Genomic DNA, 24,583 nt, shown 5'->3' with positions numbered 1-24,583 from the left:
GGGGGCGATTTTTATGGCTATAATAGTGGTCTTGATAACGACAGGCGCGTAGCTCAGCTGGTTAGAGCACCACCTTGACATGGTGGGGGTCGTTGGTTCGAGTCCAATCGCGCCTACCAAGTTTTTCTGAAAGACACCAGCTTTCAGTGCAAAAAACTTGGCAACAACACCGCAAGCGGTGTTCATGCAGCAAGCCACCGCAAGGTGGCTTTTTTGTTTTCGCTTCATTCTTTCGCTTCACGCGCTGTTGCCGGGCTGTGGTGTGTGGTGCCGGAAGCTCCACGACACACAGCGCAGGACCTATCAGTCACACGCGCGACACTCGGTTGTCCTGCGTCCTCAGGGTATTCCTTTGCCGCCGCGGCGCAGCAGTCTCCCTAGAATGTGCTGCACTGCAATACATGGGTTTTGAGCCCGAGGAGTTCGTTGTGTCCGAACCGAAAACCGCTGCGTCCAAATCGGCCCAGCGCGTCATCAAGAAGTACCCCAACCGCCGTCTGTATGACACAGACACCTCCACCTACATCACCCTGGCCGAGGTGCGCCAGCTGGTGATGGACCACCAGAACGTGGTGGTGCGCGACGCCAAAACGGGCGAAGACCTCACACGCAGCATCCTGCTGCAGATCATTTTGGAAGAGGAGGCGGGCGGCGCCCCGATGTTCACCGAGGCGGTGCTGGCCAACATCATCCGGTTCTACGGCCATGCCATGCAGGGGTTCATGGGCGCGTACCTGGAGAAGAACGTCCAGGCCTTCACCGACGTGCAGACCAAGCTGGCCGAGCAGTCCCAAAGCGTGACGCCCGAGATGTGGGCGCAGTTCATGAGCCTGCAGTCGCCCATGCTCAAGGGCATGATGGGCAACTATGTCGAGCAGTCGCAGACCATGCTGGCCCAGATGCAGGAGCAGATGCAAAAGCAGACGGAGCAGATGCTGGGCGCATTTGGACTGAAAAGATAACCCCCGAGGCGCCTGCGGCGCCTTGCCCTCGGGCGGCGCCGCTAGAGCGGTGGTGCTGCCTTTGAATGGTGGCTACGGGCTGGTGCAGCACCGGTTGCGCAGGTTGCGGCAGGTGGCAATCCTTGCGATGAATCGGCAATCCTGACCGCTCAACGCCGGAACTGGGACAATACGGGGATATGAGCGAAGCAATTGCCCCCACCAAAACACCCAAAGTCGGATTCGTCAGCCTGGGATGCCCCAAGGCGCTGACCGATTCCGAGCTGATCCTCACGCAGCTGAGCGCCGAGGGTTACGAAACCTCCAAGACCTTCCAGGGTGCAGACCTGGTCATCGTCAACACCTGCGGCTTCATTGACGATGCCGTGAAAGAAAGCCTGGACACCATTGGCGAAGCCCTGGCCGAGAACGGCAAGGTCATCGTCACCGGCTGCCTGGGCGCCCGCACGGGTGACGATGGCGGCAACATGGTGCGTCAGATGCACCCCAGCGTGCTGGCCGTGACCGGGCCCCATGCCACGCAAGAGGTGATGGATGCGGTCCATCTGAACCTGCCCAAGCCCCACGACCCGTTCGTGGACCTGGTGCCCGGCAGCTTCGGCATCGCGGGCATCAAGCTCACGCCCAAGCATTACGCTTACCTCAAGATCAGCGAAGGCTGCAACCACCGTTGTACCTTCTGCATCATCCCGTCCATGCGCGGCGATCTGGTGTCACGCCCCATTGGCGATGTGCTGAGCGAGGCCAAGGCCTTGTTTGAAGGTGGTGTGAAAGAGTTGCTGGTGATCAGCCAGGACACCTCGGCCTATGGCGTGGACGTGAAGTACCGCACGGGCTTCTGGGATGGCAAGCCTGTCAAGACCCGCATGCTGGAGCTGGTGCAGACGCTGGGCGAGATTGCCGAGCCCTATGGCGCCTGGGTGCGCCTGCACTATGTGTACCCGTACCCTAGCGTGGACGAAGTGATCCCACTCATGGCCACGGGCAAGGTGCTGCCGTACCTGGACGTGCCTTTCCAGCACAGCCACCCTGACGTATTGAAGCGCATGAAGCGCCCCGCCAGCGGCGAGCGCAACCTGGAGCGCATCCTGCGCTGGCGCGAAGCCTGCCCCGAGCTGGTCATCCGCAGCACCTTCATTGCGGGCTTTCCGGGCGAGACGGAAGAAGAGTTCCAGCACCTGCTCGACTTCGTGCGCGAGGCGCAGATTGACCGTGCGGGATGCTTTGCCTACAGCGATGTGAATGGCGCTGCGGCCAACGAGCTGCCCGGCATGCTGCCGATGGACGTGCGCGAAGATCGCCGTGCCCGCTTCATGGCGGTGGCGGAAGAGGTCTCGATCGCCAGACTGCAGCGCCGGGTGGGTGCCACCATGCAGGTGCTGGTGGACCATGCCCCTGCCCTGGGCCGCAAGGGGGGCGTGGGCCGCACTTATGCGGATGCGCCCGAGATCGACGGCACCGTGCAGCTGCTGCCGCCCGAGAAGATCAGCAAGCAGCTCAAGGTGGGGGAGTTCACCAAGGCACGTATCGTGGGCGTGCAGGGGCACGACCTGGTGGCGCAACCTATCTGATTGCTATTTAATTCATAGCGTTAGACCCGTGCAGCACTGGCGCATTGGCTCTGAATCATAAAAAAAGGCTTCCCGAGGGAAGCCTTTTTCTTTGGGGGATCTCCTGGGAGGGAGAGAGGGCAGCGAGCCCTTGCCGCCCCCTTAGACGCGCTTGCGGTATTCGCCAGTGCGGGTGTCGATTTCGATCTTGTCGCCTTGGCTGACGAACAGGGGCACGGGCACTTCGAAGCCGGTGGCGATCTTGGCAGGCTTCATGACCTTGCCGGAGGTGTCGCCCTTGACCGCGGGTTCCGTCCAGGTGATTTCGCGCTCGACGCTGGTGGGCAGTTCGACCGAGATGGCCTTGCCGTCATAGAACACCACTTCCACGGTCATGCCGTCTTCCAGGTAGTTCAGCGAGTCGCCCATGTTTTCGGCTTCCACTTCGTACTGGTTGTACTCGGTGTCCATGCACACGTACATGGGGTCGGCAAAGTAGGAGTAGGTGCACTCCTTCTTGTCCAGGATCACGTTGTCGATCTTGTCGTCGGCCTTGAACACGACTTCGGTGCCGAAGTTGCCGATCAGGCTCTTGAGCTTCATGCGCACGGTGGCTGCACCGCGGCCGCCGCGGGCGTATTCGGTCTTCAGGACCACCATGGGGTCCTTGCCGTGCATGATGACGTTGCCGGCGCGGATTTCTTGAGCGATTTTCATAGCAAGTTGCTTGGGTTGGGGCCGCTCAACGCGCGGGCTGGCAAACCATCTGGTTTGCGCGCCGGTGCATGTTCTGCGGCGAAAGTGCGCGGGGAGCAGGCACTGACATGCCGCACCTGATTTGCGCAAAGCCTCGGATTTTACCGTTTTTCGGCGACAAAGCCCAAAAGTTGTGCGACGAGGTTGTCCTGCGTCAGCAGGCGCGCACGGGCAGCCAGGGTGCAGGCGGTCCACTCTGCCAGTGTGTTGTCGTCCGGCCATTGCAGCGGCGCGCCGTCCAGCCCGTTCCAGGTCGCGTGGAACTGCCGCAGTGACGCAGGGGCCTGCAGCCAGTCCAGAAAGGCCCAGAGCTTGTCGTGGTGGGCGTTGTCGTGCTGCGGGTAGATCTGCCAGACAAAGGCTTGACCCGCCCACAGCGCACGCACCAGCGAGTCCTCGCCCCGCACCGCATTGAAGTCGCAGGCCCACAGCATCTCATCAAACGCTGGCTGGGGGCGGTGGGGAAGGTAGGACAAGGACAGCAGCCCCCGCTGGTCATGCGCTTGCGGACCTCCTTGGTTCCCGGAGGGCTCGGCCAGCGTCGCCCGCACCGCAGCGGCCGGGCGGCCAGGCGTGACCAGCAGCTCGGTGGGTTGCAGCGCACACTGTTGCAGCAGGTGGGCCAGCGCCGGGGGCTCGTAGCAGAACAGCGACACCCAGCGGCTGCCCGGTATTTCTTCGCCCCTGCCAAACAGTGCCCGGTGCTCCGTGCGCCAGGCGCTGCGGTCAAAAGCCTCGCGCCGCGCCATCAGATGGGGCTCGCGTAGGAGGCCGCCGGTGCCGGTCGTGAAGCCGGGGTAGAAAAACCAGCGCGTCCACCCCGATGCCGGGCCGGACAGGATGGGGGACGGCAGGCGGTGGGTGCGTGCGACGTAGGCCTCTGCAGACAGGTATTCCAGGTTGATCCAGACAGGTTTGGAGCGATTTTGGCCAGAAGCGCTAGTGGAATATGCGCTATACGCTATGAATTCAGGAGCAATATCGCAGCCGAAGGCCTCCACCATCACATCGGGTGGCGGCTCGTTGGGGCCCGGCGGCGGCGCACCCCAGGGCCGCACCTCCACCCCGGGGCAGCCCCCAGGGGCCATCCATTGCAGCGCCGAGGCGTCGTCCACCCACAGGCGCACGCGGTGGCCCAGTGCGGCCAGCTGCGCCACCAGGCGCCAGCACACCCCAATGTCGCCAAAGTTGTCGATCACGCGGCAGAACACATCCCACTGCAGGGGCTGGCGGTCGGGGGTCATGGTGTGGCGGGCTGCGTGCGCAAGTGGTCCACCAGCAGCCGGGCCACGGTGGAGAGGGATTCTTCCGACCGCACGCACAGCGACAGGCGGCGGTGGGCCCAGGGCTCGTTCAGGGTGACGGTGCGGATCTGCAGCGCGCCCTGGTACAGCCGCGCACTGCCGCGCGGCATCACGCCCACACCCAGCCCGGCGTTGACCATGAGGCACAGCGCGTCGTAGCTGGTGACCTGCATGCGCAGTCGAAGCGGCAGGCCAGCTTCGGCGGATGCGCGGGTGAGCTGGTTGTTGATGGCGCTGTTGGGGTGCGCGCCCACAAAGTCATAGGGCAGGGCGTCTGCCAGCCGCACGGACTTGCGCCGCGCCAGCGCATGGCCGGTGGGTACTACGAGCACCAGCTCGTCGGTGCGGTAGGGCAGCAGCGTCACGCGCTCGCCGTAGTGGCCTTCGTTCAGGATGCCCACGTCGGCCGCGTTCTCGGCCACGGAATGCGCAATCGCGCTGCTGATCTGCTCCTGCAGCCGCACATCCACCTGCGGGTGTTGTGCCAGAAAGCTCTGCAGTTCCCCAGGCAAAAACTGCGTGATGGCCGAGATGTTGGCCACCACGCGCACGTGGCCGCGCACTCCGGTGCCATATTCGCGCATCTGGGTGGCGATGCCGTCCAGGTCATTCAGTACGCCGCGCGCCAGGTTCAGCAGCGCAAATGCGGCGGCCGTGGGCTCGGTGCCCTTGTTGCTGCGGGTGAACAGGGCCACATGCAACGCGTCTTCCAGGTCGGCCAGGCGGCGGCTCACGGCCGAGGCGGCCAGGTGCTCGCGCGCGGCGGCGGCAGCGATGGTGCTTTCTTCCATCACGGCCACAAACAGGCGCAGGGAGACGGGATCAAGTTTCATGGGGGCCTGATGGTAACAAGCTGCCATGCCGGTTTGCGATGGCATCTTGTTGCTTGAGCGATTTACGGCCCCGCACACCCTGCGCATCATTCGCCCCGAGCCGCCCCGGCGTGGGGCTGGCCGCAGGAGATAAGCCCACCCATGGATTCCATTGCTTCCCCCGCCGCTTTGCAAGGCGTGCGCGTCATCGAAATGGGCCAGCTCATTGCCGGGCCTTTCTGCGGCAAGACGCTGGGCGAGTTTGGCGCCGATGTGATCAAGATCGAGGCGCCCGAGACCGGCGACCCGCTGCGCAACTGGCGCCTGATCAAGGAAGGCACTTCTGTCTGGTGGCAGGTGCAGTCGCGCAACAAGCGCTCGGTAGCGCTGGACCTGCGGCAAAAGGAGGGGCAGGACATCGCTCGCCAGCTGATTGCAGAAGCCGATGTGCTGGTCGAGAACTTCCGCCCCGGCACGCTGGAAGGCTGGGGCATGTCGCCCGATGAGCTGCACCAACTCAACCCCGGCCTCGTGATGCTGCGCATCTCTGGCTACGGCCAGACGGGGCCGTACCGCGACCTGCCAGGCTTTGGCGCCATCGGCGAAGCCATGGGCGGCCTGCGCCACCTGACGGGCGAGCCCGGCCGCGTGCCGGTGCGCGTCGGTGTCTCGATTGGCGATACGCTGGCGGCGCTGCACGGCACCATCGGCGTGCTGACGGCGCTGTACCACCGCAAGGTCAACGGCGGCCAGGGCCAGGTGATTGACGTGGCGCTGCACGAGGCGGTGTTCAACGTGATGGAAAGCCTGATCCCCGAATACAGCGCCTTCGGCGCCGTGCGCGAGGCCGCAGGCAGCGCGCTGCCGGGCATTGCACCGAGCAACGCCTACCCCTGCCAGGACGGCTGGGTGCTGGTGGCGGGCAATGGCGACAGCATTTTCAAGCGGCTGATGGATGCGATTGGCAGGCCCGACCTGGGCACTGCGCCGGACCTCGCCAACAACACCGGCCGCGTGGCCCGGGTGGAAGAGATCGACGCTGCGATTGGCGCCTGGAGCGCGCAGCGCACTGTGCAGCAGGTGCTGGATGCATTGGGCGCTGCCCGCGTGCCAGCGGGCAAGGTCTACACCGCCAAAGACATTGCCGAAGACCCGCACTATCGCGCCCGCGACATGCTGCTGACCCAGCAGACACGCGACGGCTACAGCGTGGAGGTGCCCGGCATCGTGCCCAAGCTCTCGGCCACGCCGGGCAGCATCCGCAGCAGCGCGCCGCACCTGGGCGACGACACCGATGCGGTGCTGGCCGAGGCCGGGCTCACGGCCGAACAGATCGCGCTGCTGCGCAGCAAGGGGGTGATTCAATGAGTGCATCCAACACGGTGTGGCAGGGCGCAGGCCGCCGCATCCACATGCAGGAAGTCGGCCTGCGCGACGGCCTGCAGATGGAGAAGGCCTTTGTGCCCACGGCCGACAAGATCGCGCTGTGCAATGCGCTGTCGGCGGCAGGCCTGGCCAAGATCGAGGTGACTTCGTTCACTTCGCCCACCGCCATTCCTGCGCTGAAAGATGCCGAGGTTGTGATGCGCGAGATCACGCGCCGCCCCGGCACGGTCTACACCGCGCTGGTGCCCAATCTGCGCGGTGCCGAGCGCGCCATCGAGTCGCGCACGGATGAGCTGAACCTCGTCATGTCGGTCAGCGCCACGCACAACCTGGCCAACCTGCGCATGACGCAGGAACAGTCGTTCGCGGCGCTGGCGCAGGTGGTGGCCCTGGCGCAGGGCGCCAACGTGGCGGTGAATGTGTCGCTGTCCTGCGTGTTCGGCTGCCCCATGGAAGGCGATGTGGCCCAGGCCGATGTGTTCGGCTGGGTGCAGCGCTTTGTGGACCTCGGCGTGCGCGGCACCACGCTGTGCGATACCACGGGCATGGCCTACGCCACGCAGGTGCACCAGCTCACCGCGGCCGCCCGCGCGCGCTGGCCGGGGGTGGAGTTCACCCTGCATTTCCACAACACACGCGGCATGGGGCTGGCCAATGTGCTGGCGGCCATTGACGCAGGCGCAGACCGGTTCGACGCCTCGCTGGGCGGCCTGGGCGGCTGCCCGTATGCACCCGGCGCCAGCGGCAATGTGTGCAGCGAAGAGATCGTGCATGCGCTGGCGCTGATGGGCTATGACACCGGGGTGGATCTGGCACAACTGGTGGCCGCTGCGCAGCAACTGCCTGCGTTCATTGGCCACGACATTCCCAGCCAGATTGCCAAGGCGGGCCCTCGCCTGGCGCTGCACCCGGTGCCTGCGGATTTCGAAGCCATTCGCGAAAGAGCGCTGGCCCGCTGAATGCGGGCGAGCCGGCATTCATACATAACACCAGGAGACAAAAGCCATGACCTTCCCCGCCCCACTGTCCCGCCGCATTTTCACGGCGGCCGTGCTGTGCTCCGCTGCTTTGGCAGCGGGCGCGCAGGACAAATACCCCTCCAAGCCCATCACCGTGGTGGTGCCCCAGGCTGCGGGTGGCGCCAACGACGCCATTGCGCGCGTGGTGGCGCAAAAACTCAGCGAACAACTGAGCCAGAGCGTGATCGTGGACAACCGCCCTGGCGCGGGCGGCACGCTGGCCACCGGCGCCACGGCCCGTGCGCGCAACGATGGCTACACCCTGCTGCTCACGGCCGACAGCGCCCATGTGATTGGCCCTGCGCTGTACAAGAACCCGGGCTTTGACCCGGTGAAGGACTTTGCACCCGTGGCGCCCGTGGCCACTGCGGGCTATGTGCTGGTGGCTCATCCGTCCTTCCCGGCCAACACCGTGGCCGAAATGGTGGCTTTGGCGAAGGCCAGCCCTGGCAAATATGCGATTGCCTCGGCGGGCAACGGCACGCTGAACCACCTGATCGGCGAGATGCTGCAAAAGGCGGCAGGCATCCAGCTGCAGCACATTCCTTACAAGGGTTCCGCCGCTGCAGCCACAGACGTGGTGGGCGGGCAAGTGCCGCTGTCGGTCCAAAGCCTGCCGTCAGCCATTGCGTTCATCAAGGCAGGCAAGCTCAAGGTGCTGGGTGTGGTCAATGAAAAGCGCGTGGCCGCACTGCCCGATGCGCCCACCATCGGCGAGACGATCAAGGGCTTTGGCCAGGCGCCCTGGTATGCGCTGTTTGCCCCGGCTGGCACGCCCGCGCCCATCGTGGCGCAGCTGCAGGCCGAGGTGGCCCGTGCGCTGGAGCACAAGGACGTGGTGGACAAGCTGGCCACCGTGGGCTGCGAGCCCTTCAAGGGCACGGCGGCGCAGCTGGCGGCGCTGGTGCAGTCTGACCTGCCCAAGTGGAGCCGCGTGGTCAAGGACACGGGTGCCACGGTGGATTGATCGGGGGCTTTCTCTGCGCCTTTTTTTGCCTCTCGCAACTCAGATTTTTTGACAACAACGACAACGACGGAGACATCCCTTTCATGAAAACCACCCGCAAGCAGTTCACCACCCTCGCCCTGGCCGCACTGGCCATCGGCTTCATCGGCCACGCAGCGGCACAAGGCGCTTACCCGTCCAAGAACGTCACCATGGTGGTGCCCACCGCCGCAGGCGGCACCACCGACCTGTCGGCCCGCATGCTGGCGCAAGCGCTGGCGCCGGTGCTGGGCCAGTCGGTCATCGTGGACAACAAGGGCGGGGGCAACGGCAACATTGCCGCCAGCGCCGTCAAGCGGGCCGAGGCCGATGGCTACACGCTGCTGATGCAGTACTCGGGCTACCACGTCATCTCGCCCCACATCACCAAACAAAAGCAGTGGGAGCAGGGTGACTTCCAACCCGTGGCCAACGTGATCTCGGCCCCGCAGATCATCGTGGTGCGTGCCGACCTGCCGGTGAAAACGCTGCCCGAGCTGATCGCCTACGCCAAGGCCCACCCCGGCAAGCTCAACTATGCCTCGTCGGGCAACGGGTCGCTGCAGCACGTGACCGGTGCCATGCTGGAGCAGCAGGGCGCCATCAAGATGGTCCACGTGCCCTACAAAGGCACGGGCCCGGCGCTGCAGGACCTGCTGGGCGGCCAGGTGGACCTGACCTTTGGCACTGCACCGCCGTTCATGCCCCACATCGCCAGCGGCAAGCTGCGCGTGCTGGCCGTAACGGGCAAGCAGCGCCTGCCCAGCCTGCCTGATGTGCCCACCACCGCAGAGGCGGGCTACCCCAAGGTCGATGCCACCTCATGGTTTGCGGTGTTTGCCCCCGCCACCGTGCCTAAGGCCGTGGTGGACAAGCTGACGGCCGACATCCGCACCGTGGTGCAGAACGCGGCCTTCCAGCAAAAGGCGCAGGAGCAGGGCGCCACGGCCGACTACCAGACCCCGGCGCAGTTGGGTGACAAGGTGAAGGCCGATCTGGCCAACTGGGCGCAGGTGGTGAAGACCTCGAAGATCGAGGCGGAGTGACCGGGGTACGGTGATTTTTTGATAAAAATGGCTGCAAGCGCTGGTTGAATATGCGCTGGTAGCTATTTTTTTGATAGTGAATAGGGCAGGCTGCGCACGGGGCCACAATACGCGCCATGTCTGATGTGCATTCCGAAGAACTCCTGGCGCAGGTGGCTGCGCTGCCCGCGCTGCCGGGTGTGTACCGCTATTTCGACGCGCAGGATGCGCTGCTGTATGTGGGCAAGGCGCTCAACCTTAAGCGCCGGGTGTCCAGCTACTTCCAGAAGAACCATGGTGGCACCCGCATTGGCCACATGGTCAGCAAGATCGTGCGCATGGAGACCACGGTGGTGCGCTCCGAGGCCGAGGCGCTGCTGCTGGAAAACAACCTTATCAAGACGTTGAACCCCAAGTTCAACATCCTGTTCCGCGACGACAAGAGCTACCCCTATCTCAAGATCACCGGCACACCGGGCGCCCACACGCGGAGCGATGCGCCGGGCCAGGTGTTTCCGCGCATGGCCTACTACCGGGGCGCGGTGGACAAGAAGCACCGCTACTTTGGCCCGTACCCCAGCGCCTGGGCGGTGAAGGAAACCATTCAGCTGCTGCAAAAGGTGTTCCGGCTGCGCACCTGCGAAGACACGGTGTTTGCCAACCGCACACGGCCCTGCCTGCTGTACCAGATCAAGCGCTGCACCGGGCCCTGCGTGGACTTGATCTCGCCCGAGGCCTATGCGGCTGACGTGCAGCACGCGGAGGCGCTGCTGCGCGGCGAAACGCAGGAGCTGCTGCAGGCGCTGGAGGCGCGGATGATGGCGCATTCGGACAAGCTGGAGTTTGAGCAGGCTGCCGAGGTGCGCAACCAGATCCAGGCGCTGTCGCGCGTGCTGCACCAGCAGTCCATTGAGACGGTGGATGACAAGGATGTGGACATCCTGGCGGTGCGCGTGCAAGGCGGTCGTGCCTGTGTGAACCTCGCCATGGTGCGCGGTGGCCGCCACCTGGGAGACCGGCCGTATTTCCCGGTCCATGTCGAGGACGCTGCGGCGGTGTTTGAAGAAGAAGGCGGGGACGGTGCGGATGAAACGGTGGCCACCCCGTCTCGCCCGGTTCGCCCTGTGGAGGCCCTGGTGCTGGAGGCCTTCATTGCCCAGCACTACATCGGTGTGCCCGTGCCACCGCTGCTGGTGACCAGTGTGCCGGTGGACAAGGCCTTGCTGGACGCGCTGACCGAACAAAGTGGCTTGCGCGTGAACGCTATCCACCAGCCGCGCGAACAGCGCCGCGCGTGGCTGGACATGGCGCAGAAAAACGCCGATCTGCAACTGGCCCGTCTGCTGGCCGAGGAGGGCTCGCAGCAGGCCCGCACGCGGGCGCTGGCCGAGGCGCTGGATCTGCCGCCCGAAGACCTGGATCAGCTCACCATCGAGTGTTTCGACATCTCGCACACGGCAGGCGAATCCACCCAGGCGTCGTGTGTGGTGTTTCACCACCACAAGATGCAGAGCAGCGAATACCGCCGCTACAAGATCGAAGGCATCACCGGCGGCGACGACTATGCTGCCATGCGCCAGGTGCTCACGCGCCGCTACAGCAAGGTGGTGGAGGCGCAGCGCGAGGAGGGCGGCATCGACTATGCGCAATCGCCCGAGGCGCAAGCCGCAGCCCGGCCCAAGGGCCAGGCGCGTTTGCCAGACCTGGTGCTCATCGACGGCGGCAAGGGCCAGGTGGGCGTGGCGCGTGAGGTGTTCACGGCACTGGGGCTGGACCTGACCCGCATCGTGGGGGTAGAGAAGGGCGAGGGCCGCAAGGTGGGCCTGGAAGAGCTGGTGTTTGCCGACGGGCGCGAAAAGGTCTACCTGGGCAAGGATTCGGCCGCGCTGATGCTGGTGGCGCAGATCCGTGATGAGGCGCACCGCTTTGCCATCACCGGCATGCGCGCGGCACGGGCCAAGGTGCGCGTGGGGGGCGGGCAACTGGAGGAAATTGCGGGGGTGGGACCCAAGAAGCGAGCGCGCCTGTTGCAACGTTTTGGCGGTGTGCGTGGGGTGGCATCCGCGAGCGTGGAGGACCTGGCCACCGTGGATGGCATCTCGCATGAATTGGCAGAAGAAATTTACAAGGCCTTGAGATAAGCCCCATGTGCCGTTCCACGGCCGCGCCGTGACACAATCGCCGCCATGTTCTGGACTATCCCCACCTTGATGACCTGGACGCGCATCGTCGCGATACCTTTGATCGTGGGGGTGTTCTACGCACCGCTGGACCCGGCCACGCGCAATCTCATCGCCACCGTGATGTTCGTGGTGTTCGCGGCCACCGACTGGCTGGACGGCTACTTGGCCCGCAAGCTCAACCAGACCTCGTCCTTCGGTGCTTTCCTGGACCCGGTGGCCGACAAGTTTCTGGTGTGTGCGTCGCTCCTGGTGCTGGTGCACCTGCAACGTGCCGACGTGTTTGTGGCCCTCATCATCATCGGCCGCGAGATCGCGATTTCGGCCCTGCGCGAGTGGATGGCGCAGATCGGCGCCAGCAAGAGCGTGGCCGTGCACATGATCGGCAAGGTCAAGACCACGGTGCAGATGCTGGCCATCCCCTTTCTGCTGTACGACGGGCGCATGTTTGGGGTGATCGATACCGGCGTGTGGGGTACCTGGCTCATCTGGGCCTCGGCGGTGCTCACCGTCTGGTCGATGGTGTACTACCTGCAGAAGGCGTTGCCCGAGATCCGGGCACGCGTCAAATAGTTTTCAAGTCTTTGATGTCTGAAGCGCTCGATATATAAGCGCAGGCAGCTATATTTTCAGGAGCATCTGAATGGCGAAGCATCGCATTGCAGTCATTGCCGGTGACGGCATTGGCAAAGAGGTCATGCCCGAGGGCCTCCGCGTTCTGGACGAGGCCGCCCGCAAGTTTGGCATTGACCTGCATTTCGACCACTTCGACTTTTCGAGCTGGGACTACTACGAAAAGCACGGCAAGATGCTGCCCGATAACTGGAAGGACCAGATTGGCGGCCATGAGGCCATTTACTTCGGCGCGGTGGGCTGGCCCGACAAGATCGCTGACCATGTCTCGCTCTGGGGCTCGCTGCTGCTGTTCCGCCGCGAGTTCGATCAGTACATCAACCTTCGGCCCGCACGCCTCATGCCAGGCGTGATCGCCCCTGTGGTGCGCCGTGACGGCAGCCCGCGCCTGCCCGGCGAGATCGACATGCTGATCGTGCGCGAGAACACCGAAGGCGAATACTCCAGCATCGGTGGCCGCATGTACGAAGGCACTCCGCGTGAGATCGTGATGCAGGAGACAGTGATGTCGCGCCACGGCGTGGACCGTGTGCTGAAGTTTGCGTTTGAACTGGCCCAGTCGCGCCCCAAGAAGCACCTGACCAGCGCCACCAAGTCCAACGGCATCGCCATCACCATGCCCTACTGGGACGAGCGCGTGGCCGAGATGGCCAAGGCATACCCCGATGTGAAGGTGGACAAGTTCCACATCGACATCCTCACCGCCCACTTCGTGCAGCGGCCCGACTTCTTTGATGTGGTGGTTGCCAGCAACCTGTTTGGCGACATCCTCTCGGACTTGGGGCCTGCGTGCACCGGCACCATCGGCATCGCGCCCAGCGCCAACCTCAACCCCACGCGCACCATGCCGTCGCTGTTTGAGCCGGTGCATGGCTCGGCGCCCGACATAGCGGGCAAGGGCATCGCCAACCCCATCGGGCAGATCTGGTGCGGCGCAATGATGCTGGACTTCCTGGGTTACCGCGCCGCGCACGACGCCGTTCTGACCGCTATCGAAACCGTGTTGCAACCCGGCAGTGGTGCTCCGCGCACCCCGGACCTGGGCGGCACGGGCAGCACGCAGGATGTGGGCAAAGCCATTGCTCAGGCACTCGCTGCTCGTTGAGTACGGCTGGCTGCGGGGTGTCAATACGGAGTGCTGCCGATACGGCGTGTTTGAGACAAAAACCCCCGCCAAGCCCTGTCGCAGCGTGAAATACGACTAGAATTCAAAACAACGCTGACGCAAAACAGCGTGTTGTATTGACACTCTGAAACTCGATGGCTTTAATCTGATGCAGCAGCCACTGCTGTGTATGCCAGTCATTCCCCCGCCTGTTCTCCACCAGCCCACGGCTGTGCTTTCAGGCGTGTGAAGACCAGATATCCTCGAGACATTCCATTAACTCTTTTCCGAGAGGCTTCTTGTGAACAAAACCGAATTGATTGAGCACATCGCTACCAACGCCGACATCTCCAAGGCCGCTGCTGCGCGTGCCCTGGAATCCACGATCGAGGCTGTCAAGAAGACTCTCAAGAAGGGCGGCACCGTGTCGCTCGTCGGTTTCGGTACGTTCGCTGTGGGCAAGCGTGCTGCCCGTACCGGTCGCAATCCCCGTACTGGCGCTACGATTAAAATCAAAGCTGCTAAAGTTCCGAAGTTCCGTCCTGGCAAGGCATTGAAAGATGCCTTGAACTGAGGATCAGTTTAGGTGGGGTCCTTAGCTCAGTTGGTAGAGCGGCTCCTTTACACGGAGTAGGTCGGCGGTTCGAGACCGTCAGGACCCACCATCACCGAACAAAGGCGAACGCAAGTTCGCCTTTTGTTTTTTGCCTTCTGAAAGATCGACCATGTTTGAATCCATCCGCAAGCACTCCAAGATCGTGATGATCTTCTTGTTCTTGCTGATCATTCCTTCGTTTGTGCTGGTAGGCATCGACCGCAACTATTTCTCTGAAAAGAGCCCTGTGGTAGCCCGTGTCGATGGTAACAACATCAACCAGACGGACTGGGACAATGCGCATCGCATGGAGACAGACCGCATTCGCGCCCAGTCTCCCTCGGTCGATCCCAAGTTGCTGGACTCTCCCAGCGCCCGGTATGCCACGCTGGAGCGCCTGGTGCGTGACCGTGTGCTGGCGGCTGCCGCGCAAAAGATGCACCTCGTGACCGGCGATGCGCGCCTGGCCCGCAGCCTGCAGGAGATTCCCGCCATTGCGGGACTCAAGCGCCCGGACGGTACGCTGGACGCCGATGCCTATCGCGCACTGGTCGCTGCTCAAGGCCTGACGCCCGAAGGTTTCGAAGCCAATGTGCGCCGCGACATCTCGGTGAACCAAGTGATGGGCGGAGTGATGAGCACTGCATTTGGCGCCGATGCCCAGGTCAAACTTGCGCTCGACGCTTTGTATGAGCGCCGTGAGATCCAGGTGGCCCGATTCAACGCTGCCGACTTCGCCAGCAAAGTCACCCCGACAGATGCAGACCTGGAGGCCTACTACAAGGCCCATCCCGCCCTGTTCCAGCAACTGGAACAGGCAGCCATCGAATACGTGGTGCTGGATCTCGACAGCGTGCGGGCGTCCATCACCCTGGGTGAAGACGACCTGCGTACTTACTACAAAGAGAATGTGGCTCGCATGACGGCGAAGGAAGAGCGCCGCGCCAGCCACATCCTGGTAAACGCTCCCAAGGATGCATCCGCCGCGGACCGCGAGAAGGCCAAGGCCCGTGCCACTGAACTGCTGGCCCAGGTGCGCAAGGCTCCCGGCAGCTTTGCTGATGTGGCCAAGAAATCCTCTGACGACAAGGGTTCGGCCGTTGCGGGCGGAGACCTGAACTTCTTTGCCCGGGGTGCGATGGTCAAGCCCTTTGAAGAAGCTGCGTTTGCGCTGAAAAAGGGCGAAATCAGTGATCTGGTGGAAACCGAGTTTGGTTATCACATCATCCAGCTCACCGACATCAAGACACCCCGCCAGCCCAGCTTTGAAGAACTGCGCCCCACCATGGAAGCAGAGCTCAAGCAGCAGCAGGCGCAGCGCAAGTTTGCCGAGGTGGCAGAGTCCTTCACCAATGGTGTGTATGAGCAGGCAGACAGCCTCCAGCCCGTGGCCGACAAGCTCAAGCTGAAGATCCAGACTGCCAAGGGCGTGACCCGGACCCCTGCCGCAGGTGCTAAGGGCCCTCTGGCCAACGCCAAGTTCCTCGAAGCACTTTTTGCTACCGACTCGCTGCAGAACAAGCGCAACACCGAGGCGGTGGAAGTGGGCCCCAGCCAGATGGCTGCCGGTCGTGTGACCACCTACACCCCTGCATTGACACTGCCCTACGACGAAGTGAAGGCCCGTGTTCGCACCTTGTATGTGGCTGAGAAATCTGCCGAACTCGCACGCAAGGAGGGCGAGGCCAAGCTCAATGCATGGAAGGCTGCCCCATCTTCTGCCACAGGCTTGGCCGCAGCGACCGAAGTCTCCCGCGAACAGACCCAGAACCTGCCGCGTGCCCTGATCGACGCCGCACTGCGGGCTCCCTCCGAAACGCTGCCAGGCTGGACGGGGGTGGATTTGGGCGCTGCGGGTTATGCCGTGGTCAAGGTCAACCGCGTCGTGCCGCGCCAGGCACCGGATGCGCAGCGTGCGCAGCAGGAGCGCCAACAATACGTGCAGTGGTTGGCCACGGCCGAAGGGCTGGCGTACTATGAACTGCTCAAGCAGCGCTTCAAGGTGCAGATCAAAGCACCACGTCCTGAGACAGCGGCAACAGTGACTGCAGAAAATTAAGCGATTTGATGTCCGGGGCCAAAATCCCGGGCTATAATACAAAGCTACGGTGGCTGTAGCTCAGTTGGTAGAGTCCAGGATTGTGATTCCTGTTGTCGTGGGTTCGAGCCCCATCAGCCACCCCAAAATAGCAAAGCGCTGCAGCAGAAATGTTGCAGCGCTTTTTGCTTTGGGGCTGTATGGAATCTCGCCTTGCGCATGCCCCCCTGTGCAGCGTTGAGCGTCAAGGGGGTTTTCTCACCATCAAAGCCCCGCCTCTCGCTCACCACAGCCCCACACGGCGCATACTACATGCTCCACTTTTTGGGAGTTTCTGATGAGCCTTGTGATTCGCGACGCGTCGCCCAGTGAAAAGCGCGGCAACGCCATGTCTGCGGCCTTGGCCAAAGAGCAACTTCAATACGCGGTCCAGATCGTGCGCGACGTGTTGCCGCAGAGCGCTGGCGATGCGGCATTGATTGGCGCCGTGGTGCAGGCCATTGCCATGAATTACGCTGCTGTGCCGCAGCCCAATCGTTAGGGTTGGGGCTGTACGCGGCGAGGTGCTTGATCCACATCCGTCATCCAGCCCGCGCGCGCATTGCTTGGCTGTTCCACACTCGTCAGAACGGATTGATTGGTATGGATGGGGAGATTGAAAGCTACCAGCTGGGCGGCTGGCCCCGGAGGGACTCGAACCCCCGACCTATAGCTTAGAAGGGAATATGTGTCTGGCCTGAGACCCGCATGAATCCTTGATAGTGCCTAAATTTTAGGGTGAAATGTGCAGAAAATGTGCGGATCAACACCCCAGGAAAGGCAATCATGGCGATCACAGTGCGCAAGCGAAAAGACGGCGGAAATTCGTACATGGTGCGGTATGAGCCTCTGGGCCATAAGCCTGTCACGAGGACTTTTCACCTGCGCACCCAGGCGGAAGCGTTTGAGCGCGAAGTGAAGCGGGCAAAGGGACAGGGCACAGTTGATTTGCTCACAGGCTCCGCTCAGAAAGTCACGGTCAGTCAGGCCATTCAGAGTTATCGGGAAAACTATCTGCCTGGCTTGGCCAACGGGGGAAGAGGGCGCAATTCCCAACTGGATCGAGTCGAAGAGGCATTCGGCCGGAAGTTCGTCACCAGTCTGCGCGTGCACGAGATTACCGAGTGGTCAGCAGGTCTGCTCGGTGCTGATTTAAGCGTGCAGACCGTGCATCATCACCTCAACACCCTATCTGGGTTGGTCGAATATGCGCGCCGCTCGATGGGTGTGCATCTGCTCGAAAACCCTGTCCGGTTGGTTGCTCGGCCTAAGCTGGGCAAAGCCCGAGACCGGCGTCTCCGGGGAGATGAGTTGGAGTGGCTAATGAAAGCTGCTCGGCTGTCGCCGCATCCCGACTTAGCGTGCATCATCACTGTTGCGATTGAGACCAGCATGCGGCTCGGCGAATTGCTGGCGATGCGCTGGCCTCTTGTCGATCTACACCGTCGAACTGTCCACCTTCCAACCAGCAAAAACGGCGAATCTCGGACGGTGGCTTTGTCGAGTACCGGAGCAAAGGCACTTGAGGGTCTTCCAAGGCGCTTAGATGGAAGGGTATGGGGGTGGGTGGCCTCTGACTCGTTTGAGAACGCCTGGCGTCGGTGCAAGGCCCGCGCATTGCGCCTTTATTCTGATGCACTACCCGCTGAAGCTCGCGATCAAAATTTCTTAAGCGATTTGCGCTTTCATGATCTTCGTCATGAGGCTACGTCTCGATTATTCGAGAAAGGCTTGGGAATTATGGAGGTGGCGAGTATGACAGGACATAAGAGCCTGTCTCAACTGAGGAAATATACGCACATGGATGCGGAGCGATTGGCAAAAAAACTCGGTTGAAAAGTTCTTCTCGTTTAATGATTTCCTTAATTGAATCAATATGAAAAAAACCGACGACATTGATGCGCTTTTGGATGAAAGAACAGCGCACGTGTTGGAAACGCTGCGCAAATTGCAGAATGTAAGAGTCCAGTTGAAAGAAGCCTCGATGAAAGGAGTAGAGAAAGCAGATGAAATGCTGCTACTGCCTTTAAAAAAAATGAAAGAGGCAACAACCGAACGTGAAAAGAATGCTTGGTTGTTTATTGTTAGTGTCGCTACATATGCATACGAGGTTGCTGTTTCATTTCACGGTGCGATGCTTGGATCAAATGATTTTAGTAGATCAATTGGATTGAAAAATGCAGTTCACAAAATGTATGAGTTCGATGAAATGTTTGCGAGGGAGTATGTTGGAAAAATTAAGGGAATTGCAGCAGATTTTGAGGTGGAGATTCGGATTGAAGATATTCAATCTATCAGAAAAATCTTCTCTAAATCACTTAAAATTCTAAAAAAATATCGTCATGTTAGAAATGTTGCGGGAGGACATTTTGATGCCGATATGCTGAAATATATTGATGCTGTACAGTCGTTAGATTATTTTGAAGTAAAATCTGCAAATATGGTTTTGCAAGATTTTTGCTTTAAAACAGTCGAGTTAGTATTTGTCATATTGCGCCAAGCAAAACGGACTGGTGCTCCAGAATTTAGTGGGAGGCAGGGGCTGTGAGGTTGTCGGTCGAAGCGCCGTAGTTTGAACTCGGCAGGTCGAAACAGGTCGTGGGCCATTTGCGTTGGGCGCTTTACACGAAAAAAGGGGCATCAGAACGAATTCTGATGCCCCTTTGTTATTGCTCTAACGACCTTGAAAAGGTCGCTGAACCGTCAAAGTTCAACCTAGCGACCTCAAACAGGTCACTCAATTTCAAAGTCTGCGATGGAGCAACTTTAAACGGGCTGCTAACGAAGCCCTCCATTGGCATAGGGATTTCAGTTTTCATCAGCGGTACTCCGAGGCAAGAAATTCCTATTGAGCATCTTATGCCCCGTATGCACCAGGAGCACTGAAGGTTTTGTCGCTTGAAATTATTTGCCGCTGCCAGTGAAATTGACCTTTTCATTGATCGAAAAATCTTCAAGCGCAGCGCGCATACGCGATGACATCTTCCATAGATTGCCGGCGAAACGAGTATTTGTTAGGCAAGGGTTGCTATAACGCTGCCATCTGCATCGTTCTTTATTTCCCAATGACCACGCGTGCCATCCCCAAGTCTCATATAAAACCCGTCCGAGGCAAGGCCAGACTTCGCAGTGCATATAACACTGCCTCCCCCAGGTATTGTGAATCCGCCTGTGCCGCTCCAAGAAACACTACCATCTTCACCAATCAGTATTGAGCGATCAACGCATTTTGTTTCAATCTCCATTCCGTTTCTGTCAACAATTGCATGCTCTTGTGAACCCAAGCAGATTAAATGGTCATTGGCAAACCAGGGGGCGAAAGCGATATTGTCACCATTCCCACTCATAGAAACACTGGGATATACTAATCCAGCCAAAACACGATCTTCACCCCTAACTTTTCCCAGCAGAATTCCAGCTAATGCAGATGTGAGGCGATAGTGACTTAGATCATCATCATTGACAGGTCTCATAAGCAGCTCAGCCAAAAAATCCTCTTCCCCTGCCGGACGCTTTGAAGTGCTAGAAAAACCAGGACTAACACCCCACTCTGGAAATTCTCTTTCAGCGCCCAGCATGGTCAAAGAGGCTTTTGAGTAGCCCAAGGCTACAACCATCGCAGACCGGGATAGCTTCCAAGAAGAAATAATTAAATTCATTCCCGTAGTGGCACGAACCTCATATGGCAGAGGTTCCCAAGCAGTGCTGCAATAGAAAACAGGCGCACCCGCAGCATTTAGTCTCTGCCTCGAAGCATAGTTAGCAGGTGGCATATGAAATTGGCTGATATTGTTGGCATGCGCCTTTTCAAACCCCGCTCCTAAGCAACGCGCACGGTACACGAAAGTACCCGAAGGAAGCTCTATGCCTTTAACGGAATATCCCTTCAAAAATTCTTCAAGTCGAGCTCTAAGCTCAGAGTCGTTCAGATCGGGCATCTCTGCCTCAATACATCTGAGTTCAATTTGCTTATTGAAATTCATATATTTAAACCTCAATATATGTATTGCGCCATGGGTAGCGATTTATCACTAAAGGGAGTATTCAGCAATTCTTGCTTGCTGTTCTTCATATTTTTCTTTGTAGCGGACCCATCTGGCATGAAAAGAGAGGTGGTGAGTCATCTCCTTTTTATGAGTTTCAATTAATGAATCATAGAATCTTTTCGCATTGCGCAGTTTATGAAACTTCTGCTCTCCAACGAAATGGACCCGATACGGAATGAGGAAAAATAAATTTTCTATTCTGGTTTCAATATCTTTGGGTCGAGTTGGAGCAATAGGTTCAGGGCATGGAGGATCAATTTCAAAAAACGGATACGCTGCACTCCATCCGAAGTGTTCGTCTGTCCATGCACTGTGCGTGCTCTCCTGAAGGTTCTCGATTTTTCCGCTTTCCTCTTGTATGAACTGGCGTGCAAAAACAATTGAATCTCTAAAAAGCTCCCTTTTTTGCTCTTCGGATAGCATTTTTTCGGCGGTCTTTTTGAATCCAAGCATTAGTGCCTTGAATCCTTCTCCTTGGCCGACATATTTCCATTGAAGCCGCTGAGAAACAGCTGCGGCAGCGATCTTCGCCAGTTCTAAATTGTGAATTTCGCTCTTTAATCTGCTGGCTTCCGCTTGAGCAAAGCGGGCGGAGCTTTCTGCGTCTCTTGCACGACCTTCAAGCATTACATCGGCAAGTGCGTCACCCATCCCCATACGAGACTCCTTTGTATTTCAATATTGCGCATTTAATCTTGAGAAAAGCTGGTCAAACAACTCATCCTCTGCCTGATTGAGCCATGCTTCCAGTTCTGAGCCGCACAGGCCCCGAGCGGGGGTAGTGTCCGCGCCGAACTGTAAAGTCAATGTCTGCAATGTAATCCGCATTTCCTCTTCGCTGCGTACCTGTTTTATCGACATGATCTGCCTTTCTTTGTGCACCGGGCCCCTAGATTCCAAGCCGAGCAACTTTTGTCTGTTGCCCGTGCAAGCGGCCTTTGCTTGCACCGTTCCCCTGAGTTCGTCGCCGTGCCATTCGCGATGCCGGGATTGGATTCCTGCGGGGGGAGGGTTTGTAAAGCGTAGCTTTATGGACTCCCCCCGCAGGAAGCCAAAGCGCCATCGGCGCGGTCCTGGCTTAGCGTTGGCCGAAGAGGCGAAGAACTCAGGGGAACGGTGCTGGGCGCAATCACTGACGGGCAATAGACGCCGCGCGGCGAGCAGCCTGCTGGCCACGCAGTGGCCACCTGCTACGCGCCTGGCGGCGCGGGCCGCCGCCAGGCGGGAATAAGGACTTCTGCATGGCGCGACGCGCCTTGCGGTCTTCGAGGGGGATGGCCATGGCCTTCCCCCTGCATGAGGGATCGTAAGGCGGCCGCGGGCCGTTGGAGACCGCTGGCGGGCTCTACCCGCAGGGCCAGAGCCCGGCCCCGCGCTCGCGCGGGGACATGCCAAATCACAGGAGCCTGTGCAAGCCAGCGGTATACGCAATGGACGCCACACCTGAGGTATAAATCGCCAGAAAAAGAAAACCGGGCAAAATCAATCCGGCCCACCCAATTCCAAATAGGAACCTCCAGCCAAATGACACAGCCCGTTGGCGCTCCAGCTCATTTACTTTAGCCTTAAGGTCATCGCACTCATCTACGAGGCGATTTTTTTCCTTGATCTCAGCTATTTTCGCTTGATCCCTGCATAAAAGGTCTTCACGCTCTATTTCCCACAAATTCCAGGCTTCACGAGCTACTGCCTCAGCAGATAGATCGCTGTCGGCTAAGCGGGCATAGTTTTTAAACGCAAAATGAACAACTGAACTGCGCCATCTGGCCTCCGGCCAGCTCTCAAAGGGCGAGTCTTGGAAGTCATATAGGCCAACTAGCCTTACTAAACTCCTGGGCAGATTACATGCTGCGTCCACTCTTGAGCAAAGAACGAGATTGGTGAGAAAAAACACCGGGCCATGAGCTAAGGTGTAAACACCGCGCGCTCTCTCTTCATTGATGACCATTAAATGGGCGCATTCGTGGATATAGACAGAAGCAATTTCCTCTTTCCTCCAGAATCCAACAGAAATGCTTAGCTGAATTGCCCATTCATAGTTCCAGCGATCCACGCAGCCTGAAAATCTTGTTCGCGGACCGGAAAGGGGGGCAATTCTGACGCCTGGCACCTTCTCGAAACGACATGCTTCAACCGCAGTGGCAAGCATGGTGTTCAGCCATTGAGTCTTACACTCATCCGCCTGAACCAAATGCTTAACGAGCACTGGTACGCTCATAATTCAATCTCCATGCTCGACTTTGCTTCTCCGCTATGGTCATCTGGAGAGCCCTGGCTCGGTAGGTTATTTGAAGAGTCTGGATCGACTTGATGCGCACGCACAAGGAATCCCAACATATCATCGAGTTCAAAGACCATATTTTGATTGATCCACAATGAAAAATTGTGCATATCCTCATCGATAGCAAGCGCAAGAATTTTTAAGATTGACTCTGGCAACTCACCAAAAAATCCAGGTGAGAGCCAATCAATAACAATAGCTTCGCGAGCGTTAGAATCAAGTGTGGGATATTTCTCAAGAAGCATATCGTTGGCGGACTTGAAGTTCGTCATTCGAGTTAGTTTTCCACTTCGCTCGGCCCAGAGGCATGCTAGATAGCATGCTCTCTCAGTTTTTGATTTATCGCGCGTTAGGAGTAGATATTTCGTAAGGTTTTCCATGTCCTGCTGCCGCTCGGGATATTCATCATCTAGCCAGCGCTTAACCAAATCTGACTCTGAATAGTGAACAATACTTTCTTCCCACCAGTATTTATCCAGACTAAGAGTCAAGATATTTTCTTGTTTTAGGTCGCAGTCGTATACTTCGAATCCGGTCGGTGCGCCAGGCTGAAATTCAGTCTGCCAGATAGAAATGCGCTGCTCTTTGGTTAGGCTTCGTTTTTCAATTGTAAAATCCATGATTAAATTTCTCGCTGAATTGAGTTGATTGGAAAATATTCTTCAATGCCGGTCATTAGGCGCGTTGTTTCGGCTGGGAATTTAAATAGTTCACTTACCGCCTCGCCGTAATTAATCGGCGGTGAAATGGTTCTCCACGAACATTTTTCACCGCGCCGATAAACCCGGCGTTGAATAACCCATTTCTCTTCAGAATCAAGGTCTGAGTTCAGAATCATTTGATTTACTCCTTTGGGGGGGGCTGTTTTTCGCTGCTTCGGCCTGGCGCTGTGCGCGCGCCAGCACGCCTGCCGTGTTGATAGGCGCCGCGGCGGGGCTAGTGATCAACGAGGCCAACTCAAGCTCGACGGCGCGGGCCTCCCGGCGCAGCTCATGCATGAGTTGCTGCGCCTCCCGCCCTGCGGACTGGTGCAGCTCGAGATCGTGGGCGCGCCGCGAGTGCTTGCCCCGTCGCAGCCTGGCCGCCCCGACAGGGCCAAGGTGCACGCCGGGGGGGCGGTCAATACCCTGCTCGCGGAGGCTACGGTGGTCCACGTGGGCCGCGAAGCCCGCAGCTGCGAGGGCGTCATTGGTGAGCCTCGCCAGCAGCTCGCGCTTGGCCAGCAGCCAGGCTTTTGGCTTCAGGTCCTCTGTTTTCCTGGCGCCCCCCTGCGCCGGGTTTTTGCCCTTTGGCGAAGCCCGGGAGAACCAAAGCTCCGGCGTCCGGTCGTGGCCGTCGGCCACCCGCTCGCTGACCATCACATGGGCGTGGGGATTGCTGAGTTTCCCGGCGTGAATTGCGGCGAGGTATGGGAGCGGCTCGCCCGAATTGGTGCGCGCCACCCGCTCGCAAAAATCGAGCACCAACGCCACGCGCTGTGCGTGGTTCAGCTCCAAGGGCAAGGCCAGCTCCACCGTCTTTGTGAGGCGCCCATTGGAGCGCTCTTGCAGGTCGGCCGCCCGCCAATATTCAAGGCGCTTGCCGGGACCTGCAGCCCAGGTCGGCATGTTTCCCGACCGGCTGAAAACACAGGGGTCGCTGTCCGCTTTGGCAAAGCGCCCGAGTCGCAAAATGTATGCCGCTGCGGCCGCAGCGGACGCGCCGCTTGCGCGCGTCACCGTGCGCGCGCGTAGATGAAAAATTGCCATGCTTTTCACCTCGCGGCGTGCGGCAGGCAGGAGGTACAGGAGGCGGCACGCCTCCGTCGCACACGGTTTCTCGGAGAGAAACCGGTAAGTGCGCCCTTCGCTTGAAAAGCGAACGGGGG

General features: G+C 59.7%; 24 protein-coding genes and 3 tRNA genes. 17 read left to right on the top strand and 10 right to left on the bottom strand.

Annotation, left to right across the window (positions count from 1 at the left end; translation table 11 throughout):
• Positions 1–42 precede the first annotated feature (42 nt).
• The 3 genes from ACTJKQ_RS12770 to rimO all read left to right on the top strand — a co-directional run bounded on the left by ACTJKQ_RS12770 (position 43) and on the right by rimO (position 2,533).
• A tRNA-Val gene (locus tag ACTJKQ_RS12770) sits at positions 43–119 on the top strand.
• Between the two features lie 282 nt (positions 120–401).
• Entirely contained in the window at positions 402–962 is a 561-nt protein-coding gene (gene phaR / locus ACTJKQ_RS12765; protein ID WP_056064204.1) for a polyhydroxyalkanoate synthesis repressor PhaR, read from the top strand.
• 179 nt (positions 963–1,141) lie between these two features.
• Positions 1,142–2,533, top strand: coding sequence for a 30S ribosomal protein S12 methylthiotransferase RimO (rimO, locus tag ACTJKQ_RS12760; protein ID WP_056746646.1), 1,392 nt, complete (start codon positions 1,142–1,144; stop codon positions 2,531–2,533).
• A gap of 141 nt (positions 2,534–2,674) precedes the next feature.
• Here the strand turns inward: rimO and efp are convergent, their stop codons facing one another.
• From efp to ACTJKQ_RS12745, 3 genes are all read right to left on the bottom strand, one after another.
• Positions 2,675–3,229, bottom strand: coding sequence for an elongation factor P (gene efp / locus ACTJKQ_RS12755; protein WP_008906801.1), 555 nt, complete (start codon positions 3,227–3,229; stop codon positions 2,675–2,677).
• Positions 3,230–3,369: 140 nt separating this feature from the next.
• Positions 3,370–4,512 (bottom strand): elongation factor P maturation arginine rhamnosyltransferase EarP, encoded by a 1,143-nt coding sequence (earP, locus tag ACTJKQ_RS12750; RefSeq protein ID WP_440597019.1) that lies wholly within the window; start codon positions 4,510–4,512, stop codon positions 3,370–3,372.
• Positions 4,509–5,405, bottom strand: coding sequence for a LysR family transcriptional regulator (locus ACTJKQ_RS12745; protein WP_056064190.1), 897 nt, complete (start codon positions 5,403–5,405; stop codon positions 4,509–4,511). The genes earP and ACTJKQ_RS12745 overlap by 4 nt, the downstream gene beginning before the upstream one ends.
• Positions 5,406–5,546: 141 nt before the next feature.
• On the opposite strand from ACTJKQ_RS12745, the gene ACTJKQ_RS12740 reads away from it, so the two are divergent.
• The 14 genes from ACTJKQ_RS12740 (at position 5,547) to ACTJKQ_RS12675 (ending at position 18,937) form a co-directional block, all read left to right on the top strand.
• Positions 5,547–6,752 carry a CaiB/BaiF CoA transferase family protein gene (locus ACTJKQ_RS12740; RefSeq protein ID WP_440597018.1) on the top strand — a complete coding sequence of 402 codons (1,206 nt, stop codon included), beginning with the start codon at positions 5,547–5,549 and terminating at the stop codon, positions 6,750–6,752.
• Positions 6,749–7,729, top strand: coding sequence for a hydroxymethylglutaryl-CoA lyase (locus ACTJKQ_RS12735; RefSeq protein ID WP_440597017.1), 981 nt, complete (start codon positions 6,749–6,751; stop codon positions 7,727–7,729). Before ACTJKQ_RS12740 ends, ACTJKQ_RS12735 begins: the two co-directional genes overlap by 4 nt.
• A 46-nt stretch (positions 7,730–7,775) precedes the next feature.
• On the top strand, positions 7,776–8,756 hold the full coding sequence (locus ACTJKQ_RS12730; protein ID WP_260667822.1) for a Bug family tripartite tricarboxylate transporter substrate binding protein: 981 nt from the start codon (positions 7,776–7,778) through the stop codon (positions 8,754–8,756).
• Positions 8,757–8,839: 83 nt separating this feature from the next.
• Positions 8,840–9,820: a Bug family tripartite tricarboxylate transporter substrate binding protein gene (locus tag ACTJKQ_RS12725; protein WP_440597016.1), complete on the top strand. Its 981-nt coding sequence runs from the start codon at positions 8,840–8,842 to the stop codon at positions 9,818–9,820.
• Between the two features lie 116 nt (positions 9,821–9,936).
• Complete coding sequence (gene uvrC, locus ACTJKQ_RS12720; RefSeq protein WP_116747380.1) at positions 9,937–11,940, top strand: excinuclease ABC subunit UvrC; 2,004 nt, start codon at positions 9,937–9,939, stop codon at positions 11,938–11,940.
• Between the two features lie 45 nt (positions 11,941–11,985).
• The gene (gene pgsA, locus ACTJKQ_RS12715) at positions 11,986–12,552 is read left to right on the top strand and encodes a CDP-diacylglycerol--glycerol-3-phosphate 3-phosphatidyltransferase (protein WP_288852476.1); all 567 of its coding nucleotides are present in this window, start codon (positions 11,986–11,988) and stop codon (positions 12,550–12,552) included.
• A 70-nt stretch (positions 12,553–12,622) separates the two neighbouring features.
• Positions 12,623–13,717, top strand: coding sequence for a tartrate dehydrogenase (locus ACTJKQ_RS12710; RefSeq protein ID WP_440597015.1), 1,095 nt, complete (start codon positions 12,623–12,625; stop codon positions 13,715–13,717).
• 301 nt (positions 13,718–14,018) lie between these two features.
• Positions 14,019–14,291 (top strand): HU family DNA-binding protein, encoded by a 273-nt coding sequence (locus ACTJKQ_RS12705; RefSeq protein ID WP_008906675.1) that lies wholly within the window; start codon positions 14,019–14,021, stop codon positions 14,289–14,291.
• 15 nt (positions 14,292–14,306) lie between these two features.
• Positions 14,307–14,382: transfer RNA gene (locus tag ACTJKQ_RS12700), tRNA-Val, on the top strand.
• A 60-nt stretch (positions 14,383–14,442) separates the two neighbouring features.
• The gene (locus tag ACTJKQ_RS12695; RefSeq protein ID WP_440597014.1) at positions 14,443–16,371 is read left to right on the top strand and encodes a SurA N-terminal domain-containing protein; all 1,929 of its coding nucleotides are present in this window, start codon (positions 14,443–14,445) and stop codon (positions 16,369–16,371) included.
• Between the two features lie 49 nt (positions 16,372–16,420).
• Positions 16,421–16,496 (top strand) — tRNA-His (locus ACTJKQ_RS12690).
• Between the two features lie 191 nt (positions 16,497–16,687).
• Positions 16,688–16,891, top strand: a complete 204-nt coding sequence (locus ACTJKQ_RS12685) for a hypothetical protein (RefSeq protein ID WP_056064167.1) — start codon at positions 16,688–16,690, stop codon at positions 16,889–16,891.
• A 284-nt stretch (positions 16,892–17,175) separates the two neighbouring features.
• Positions 17,176–18,225 (top strand): site-specific integrase, encoded by a 1,050-nt coding sequence (locus ACTJKQ_RS12680; RefSeq protein WP_440597013.1) that lies wholly within the window; start codon positions 17,176–17,178, stop codon positions 18,223–18,225.
• A gap of 40 nt (positions 18,226–18,265) precedes the next feature.
• Positions 18,266–18,937 carry a hypothetical protein gene (locus ACTJKQ_RS12675; RefSeq protein ID WP_440597012.1) on the top strand — a complete coding sequence of 224 codons (672 nt, stop codon included), beginning with the start codon at positions 18,266–18,268 and terminating at the stop codon, positions 18,935–18,937.
• A 466-nt stretch (positions 18,938–19,403) separates the two neighbouring features.
• On the opposite strand, the gene ACTJKQ_RS12670 is transcribed toward ACTJKQ_RS12675, so the two are convergent.
• The 7 genes from ACTJKQ_RS12670 to ACTJKQ_RS12640 form a co-directional block, all read right to left on the bottom strand.
• A complete protein-coding gene (locus ACTJKQ_RS12670; RefSeq protein ID WP_440597011.1) occupies positions 19,404–20,372 on the bottom strand; it encodes a hypothetical protein in 969 nt (322 codons plus the stop codon).
• A 48-nt stretch (positions 20,373–20,420) separates the two neighbouring features.
• Entirely contained in the window at positions 20,421–21,092 is a 672-nt protein-coding gene (locus ACTJKQ_RS12665; RefSeq protein ID WP_440597010.1) for a hypothetical protein, read from the bottom strand.
• Positions 21,093–21,110: 18 nt separating this feature from the next.
• Positions 21,111–21,296, bottom strand: coding sequence for a hypothetical protein (locus ACTJKQ_RS12660; protein WP_440597009.1), 186 nt, complete (start codon positions 21,294–21,296; stop codon positions 21,111–21,113).
• A 535-nt stretch (positions 21,297–21,831) separates the two neighbouring features.
• Positions 21,832–22,653 carry a hypothetical protein gene (locus tag ACTJKQ_RS12655; protein WP_440597008.1) on the bottom strand — a complete coding sequence of 274 codons (822 nt, stop codon included), beginning with the start codon at positions 22,651–22,653 and terminating at the stop codon, positions 21,832–21,834.
• Positions 22,650–23,336 (bottom strand): hypothetical protein, encoded by a 687-nt coding sequence (locus tag ACTJKQ_RS12650; protein ID WP_440597007.1) that lies wholly within the window; start codon positions 23,334–23,336, stop codon positions 22,650–22,652. The genes ACTJKQ_RS12655 and ACTJKQ_RS12650 overlap by 4 nt, the downstream gene beginning before the upstream one ends.
• A 2-nt stretch (positions 23,337–23,338) precedes the next feature.
• Positions 23,339–23,554, bottom strand: a complete 216-nt coding sequence (locus ACTJKQ_RS12645; protein WP_440597006.1) for a hypothetical protein — start codon at positions 23,552–23,554, stop codon at positions 23,339–23,341.
• A complete protein-coding gene (locus ACTJKQ_RS12640; protein ID WP_440597005.1) occupies positions 23,532–24,464 on the bottom strand; it encodes a MobA/MobL family protein in 933 nt (310 codons plus the stop codon). The genes ACTJKQ_RS12645 and ACTJKQ_RS12640 overlap by 23 nt, the downstream gene beginning before the upstream one ends.
• Between the last annotated feature and the right edge of the window lie 119 nt (positions 24,465–24,583).

Source organism: Acidovorax sp. 22279 (assembly GCF_052045435.1).
Classification (GTDB): domain Bacteria; phylum Pseudomonadota; class Gammaproteobacteria; order Burkholderiales; family Burkholderiaceae_C; genus Acidovorax; species Acidovorax delafieldii.
Note: the sequence above shows the minus strand (reverse complement) of the source record. Positions and strands in the feature narration are given on the sequence as shown.